This window comes from Caballeronia sp., assembly GCF_049581465.1.
Taxonomy (GTDB): Bacteria; Pseudomonadota; Gammaproteobacteria; order Burkholderiales; family Burkholderiaceae; genus Caballeronia.
Window position 1 is genome coordinate 1 of record NZ_JBAUSA010000871.1, and the last position, 3,682, is coordinate 3,682.

Annotated in this window: 4 protein-coding genes; 2 read left to right on the top strand and 2 right to left on the bottom strand. The window is 60.7% G+C overall.

Going from position 1 to position 3,682, the window contains the following annotated elements:
• The coding region (locus tag WCA53_RS21335) for an aldehyde dehydrogenase family protein (RefSeq protein WP_423915317.1) at positions 1–854 on the top strand (854 nt) is incomplete at its 5' end.
• Positions 851–1,831, top strand: a complete 981-nt coding sequence (locus WCA53_RS21340) for a M14 family metallopeptidase (protein ID WP_423915320.1) — start codon at positions 851–853, stop codon at positions 1,829–1,831. The genes WCA53_RS21335 and WCA53_RS21340, both read left to right, overlap by 4 nt.
• A gap of 7 nt (positions 1,832–1,838) precedes the next feature.
• Here WCA53_RS21340 and WCA53_RS21345 read toward each other — a convergent pair whose 3' ends face one another.
• Complete coding sequence (locus WCA53_RS21345; RefSeq protein WP_423915322.1) at positions 1,839–2,285, bottom strand: ester cyclase; 447 nt, start codon at positions 2,283–2,285, stop codon at positions 1,839–1,841.
• Positions 2,286–2,661: 376 nt separating this feature from the next.
• The coding region (locus WCA53_RS21350) for an AMP-binding protein (protein ID WP_423915324.1) at positions 2,662–3,682 on the bottom strand (1,021 nt) is incomplete at its 5' end.

Consider the following 3,682-nt stretch of genomic DNA (forward strand, 5'->3'; position numbering starts at 1 on the left):
TGCTGAACCTGATCACGGCGTCACGCGATCGCGCGATTGCGACGGTGGCCGACTGGCTTCAGGACGCGCGCGTGCGCAAGATCACATTCACCGGATCGACGCCGGTGGGCAAGTACCTTGCACGTGAATCAGCGGGGACGCTAAAGAAATTGTCGCTTGAACTGGGCGGCAATGCGCCGTTCATTGTCTTCGATGATGCCGATCTCGACGCCGCCGTCGAGGGCCTGCTGGTCTCCAAATTCCGCAACGGCGGGCAGACGTGCGTGTGCCCGAACCGCGTGTATGTGCAATCGGGTGTGTACGAAAAATTCGGCGACATGCTGAGCCGTCGCGTAGCTGAACTGAAGGTGGCCCCGGCCACCGATCCCAACGCGCAGATTGGCCCGATGATCAACGTGCGCGCGATCGACAAGATTGCGCGCCATGTCGACGATGCACTCACGCACGGCGCGCGCGTGCTCACCGGCGGCAAGCGCCTGCCGGACCTGGGCCCGCACTATTACGCCCCCACGGTGCTCGCGGACGCTACGCACGACATGCTTCTTTGCGGCGAGGAAACCTTCGGTCCGGTCGTGCCGCTGTTCCGTTTCGATGACGAGGCCGACGCAATCCACGCGGCCAACAACACACCGTTCGGGCTCGCGTCGTATTTCTACAGTCAGGACGTGAAGCGCATCGACCGCGTTTCACGCGCGCTGGAAGCGGGCATTGTCGGGGTCAATGAGGGAGCGCTCGCGAGCGAAGCCGCGCCTTTCGGCGGCGTAAAGGAATCCGGTTATGGCCGCGAGGGCTCGAAGTATGGCCTCGACGACTACCAGTCGATCAAGTACATCTGCCAGGGGAATCTCGCATGACGGACACCGCTGAAAACTATCCGATCGAGGTCGAATTTCCCGATATCTCCCTGCACGAACGCTCGGAGTCGGGCGTCCCGTTCGTGCATACCTTCGAGTCGGGCGTGCCCGGACCACACGTGATGATCAACGCGCTTACGCATGGCAACGAAGTGTGCGGCGCAATCGTCGTGGACGCGCTGTTGCGCATGCAACTACGGCCGCGACGCGGACGCCTGACGCTCGCCTTCGCGAACGTTGCTGCTTACCTGAGCTTCAATCCATCGGAGCCCGACGCGGGCCGTTTCGTCGACCAGGACTTTAATCGCGTGTGGACGACTGAAGTACTCGACGACACCGCGCGCGTATCCAGCGAACTAGCACGGGCGCGTGAAATGCGGCCCGTCATCGATACGGTGGATTTGCTGCTCGACCTTCATTCGATGCATGAGAAGAGCGCGCCGCTGATCGTTTCGGGGCCGCTCGACAAAGGTATCGAGCTCGCTTTGCAACTGGGTACGCCCGCCACCGTGATCTGTGACGAGGGCCATCCACAGGGTCGCCGGATGCGCGACTACGAACCGTTTGGTTCTGCAGACAGTCCGAAAAACGCGTTGCTGATCGAGTGCGGGCAGCATTGGGAACAAAGCGCTGTCACCGTCGCTCGCGACACGACCGCGCGCTTTCTATTGCTGGCAGGCGTGGTTGATTCGCAAGACATGCCGGACGGTTGGATCGTGCCGCTGCCGCCCGCGATGCGTGTCGTTCGAGTCACCGAGCCCGTTGTGGCGGACAGCATGGATTTCCGCTTTGCGGGACCCTACACCGGACTTGAGGTCTTTCCCGACGCGGGAAGCTTGATCGCCTGGTCGAATGGGCAGCCGGTCTACACGCCCTACAACGACTGCGTGCTGGTCATGCCCTCCCTGCGTCAATTGAGCCCGGGCGTGACGGTGGTGCGGCTTGGAAAGATCGAGAGAACCGTCGCCGCAGGTTGATGCGCTTTCAGGAATGGGAAAGGTCCGTCGGTATTTCGCCAATCTGGCGGAATACGCCAAGCCAGTCCTCCATATGCCACGTCTTCGCAATTTTACCTTTCCTGATTTCATGGAACGAGTGGACCGCGAACTTGACTTGTTTGGAGCTTGGCGCAACGCCCATGAGCGGGCCGGACTGGGTGCCTGAGACGCTAGCGCGTACGGCGACGCGGTCCCCCTGAATCAGGACGTCGAGCAGTTCTATTTGCATGTTCGGGAAAGCGATTGCCAGATTGTTGAACGCTGGAATCATCAGGTCAGGGCCGGTTTGATGACCCGGCGGCGCAGGGATGTATTGCCAGTCGTCGGTTACCACGCTGCGCAACAATTCGATATTGTGCTGCGCGATTGCACGGTAGAAGTCGATGATCGTTTGACGCTGCTCAGTGTCGGACATCGGGTGAAGATGTTCCATTTCGGCTCCAGAGGGGCAAGGGTTGGGGCGGTTCTGGTGGCGGCGCGGCGCGCACACGCTTCGCCTCGACGGCCCTATAGCAGCGACGTGTCCATGCTCTCGCACTACCCGTTCCTGCGGTCCCCGGTTACCATCCTAGCCCTTTGGTACGGAAAATTCACTACCGCAAATAATCTAACTTATGCATACATGGCGCGCACCACCGCGATCAAAACAGCCCTAACCTCGCCGTCCCACACACAACAACGTCGCTCCCCGCTTATTCCCAGTATTCGGCGTCTCGCGGCCAGTTGCGCGAACGCGCTGTGGTGCAGCGCTGAGCGTCAAAGTGCCACCTTAATCGAGGAGCGCCGCGGCGCTCCTCGATCCCCCCTCACTATTCGCTTACCGCGCGTTCGCGCAGCTTGCGCCTCAAGATCTTGCCTACATTGCTCTTGGGCAGGTCCGCGCAAAACTCTACCGACTTCGGCCGCTTGTATCCGGTCAGCCGCTCTCGGCAGAACGCCAGGATGTCGTCTTCAGTGAGCTCCGGGTCGCGACGCACGACAAAGAGTTTGACGGCCTCACCCGAGTGTTCGTCGGGTACGCCGATGGCAGCGACTTCGAACACGCCAGGATGCATGGCGACCACGTCCTCGATCTCGTTCGGATAGACATTGAAGCCTGATACGTTGACCATATCCTTCTTGCGATCGACGATCCTCACGAAACCCTGTTCGTCCATGATGCCGATGTCTCCCGACTTGAAGAAGCCGTCCGGCGTCATGACCTCCGCAGTTTCATCGGGACGGTTCCAATAACCGGCCATGACCTGCGGTCCCTGAATGCAGATTTCGCCCGGTTCGCCGATCGCGACGTCCCGACCCTCATCGTCGCGAATGGAGATGACAGTAGAAGGCAGCGGCACGCCCACCGAACCACTAAAGTCGGCACCGTTGGACGGGTTGCTAGTCGCGCACGGCGAGGTCTCGGACAGTCCGTAGCCTTCAATGATGGGCCTGCCCGTGCGCTCCTTCCACCGCGCGGCAACGCCTCGCTGCACGGCCATCCCACCTCCATTGGCAATCAGCAGTTTCGATAGGTCTAGCGAGGCGAAGCCGGGATCGCTCAGCAGTGCGTTGTAAAGCGTGTTCACCGCCGGGAATGAGTTGATAGCGTAACCCTGCAGCGACTTGATCATGCCGGGGATATCGCGGGGATTCGGAATCAGGATACCCAGGCCTCCAGTACGCATGCTCACGAACGCGCACACCGTCAGGCCGAAGATGTGGTACAGCGGCAAAGCGATCACAGTGACGAACTGATCGATATCTTTACGGCCGCGCATCAACGGCTCGCGCCATACCTCGCTCTGAAGCACGTTGGCGATCAGGTTGCGCTGCAGCAGTGTCGCGCCC

Bases quoted from the DNA above. Each gene is read 5' to 3' on its own strand.
- WCA53_RS21340 (WP_423915320.1), top strand. From the start codon at position 851: ATGACGGACACCGCTGAAAACTATCCGATCGAGGTCGAATTTCCCGAT.
- WCA53_RS21345 (WP_423915322.1), bottom strand. From the start codon at position 2,285: ATGGAACATCTTCACCCGATGTCCGACACTGAGCAGCGTCAAACGATC.